The 1,891-nt window shown below is 47.2% G+C and carries 1 protein-coding gene; it reads left to right on the top strand.

The features are described from left to right. A partial coding sequence (locus Q8O71_01075) for a hypothetical protein (GenBank protein MDP2704974.1) occupies positions 1 to 1,891 on the top strand: 1,891 nt, incomplete at both ends.

Raw genomic sequence — 1,891 nt, 5'->3', positions numbered from 1 at the left:
AGGCACACGTGCAACGACAACGGCCTTTGCCATCACTTCGCTTTCCTCTGAACTTTTAAAGGTAGATGGAAATGGTTCTGTCCTGGAAGCAATCGCCGATTCGGATTACCAGGTACCTTTGACATTTGGAGACGGCCTTACAAGGGCTGTCAATGACGTGGACTGTGACACTGCAAACGGCACAACTTTCGGTTGTCTTTCCGCAGCAGACTGGCTGACCTTTAATGCAAAATCTTCCTTCGGCCAAGCCTTTGAAATCACCACTAACATTTTCTCCCAGGCTTCTCTTAAAGCCACCTCCACTGCCATCCACAACCTGGTTATTGATGGCACCGGTACATCCACTTTCTCCGGAGGCCTTGAAGTCTGGAGACAAATTGCTGCTCCGTATTTTCATGCGACGGGAACGGCGGCGACAAGTACGTTTGAGGGAGGACTCACTGTTAACAACTCTTCTTTGGTGGTTGATCACTCAAGTGGGAATGTGGGGATTGGGGTGGCAAATCCAACTTCTCTTTTACATGTCGGTGGCACAATAAAATACACCACTTTATCTGATTCAACCTCAGGCCTTTCTATTACAAGTACATACAGTTATACGGGTGGAAATACAAGTGGAACCATTATGTTACTACAAGGCAACTCATTAACATCCGGTACAGGTATTAACGTTACTTCAAGCGGTGCTTCATTTACTGGTAAGCTCTTAAATCTTTCTTACAGTGGAGCAAGTACCGGTAGACTAGCGTTCATTACTTCTTCTAATGCTTCAGCTTCGGGAGACGTGTTAACAGTTTCAAATGCCGGAACAGGGGGACTTGCTCTATTTCTAGGTACCGGAAATGTTGGCATTGGTACTACTTCTCCATATGCAAAACTTTCTATTGCTGGAGGTGATACTTCAACGACGCTTCTTGGTCTTGATGCGCCCTCGAGCTTTAATGGAAATCTCCTTGACTTGAAAGTTGCTTCAAGTTCGGTCTTCACTATCAACCAAAATGGAAATTTCACGGGAGGAAAATCCACAACTACTAACGCCACCACTTCCTCCTTCGCCATCACCTCCATCATTTCTTCAATTCTCAAAACTGACGGCAACGGTTCCGTTATTTCTGCTGTCGCCGGTCAGGACTACCTCTCACTTTCACAACTCTTCGGCAAAGCGTGGGAAGTGACGACAAACATTTTTGGACAAGCGGCACTCAAAGCAACCTCAACCGCAACGCACAATCTCGTTGTCGATGCGACAGGCACTTCCACTTTCTCCGGAGGCCTTGAAGTCTGGAGACAAATTGCTGCTCCGTATTTTCATGCGACGGGAACGGCGGCGACGTCGACACTGGCCGGAGGTCTCACTGTTGATGGTTCTACTTTTGTTGTCGATTACTCAAGTGGACGAGTGGGGATTGGAACAACCTTACCCTCAACTACTTTAGAAGTATCAGGTTCTGACAATTGGATTACTTCGACATTTGAGAGTTCTAATTCTGTGGGGTCGGGAATACAATTATATTCAACTGGGACAGGAGGACGTTTGTGGCAAATCATATCAACTGCGGAAGATTCCTACACAGGAAGTGGAACTCTGCAGTTTCTTGATTTAAACAGCGACGATGATTCCGGTTTAGGAGTCAGAATGGTAATTGATAGTACGGGTAGAATCGGCATCGGCACCACCTCCCCATATGCCAAACTCTCCGTTGTCGGAGAAACAGTGTCCGCATACTTCACTGCAACCACCACCTCAACTTCAACCCTCCCGCAACTCGACGTCACCGGTCTTCAAGTTGCAACAGCTCTGCAGTTCGACGGTGAAATCCTTCCCGACGGCATTACCTGTTCCGCAGGACAAATTCTCAAGAAGACAGGGGACAATGATTGGGATTGTGCG

It is taken from the genome of bacterium (assembly GCA_030690305.1).
Taxonomy (GTDB): domain Bacteria; phylum Patescibacteriota; class Minisyncoccia; order Phycocordibacterales; family JAGLPS01; genus JBBUCK01.
The sequence above is the reverse complement of the archived record's forward strand: the minus strand, read 5'-3'. Positions and strand labels throughout refer to the sequence as shown.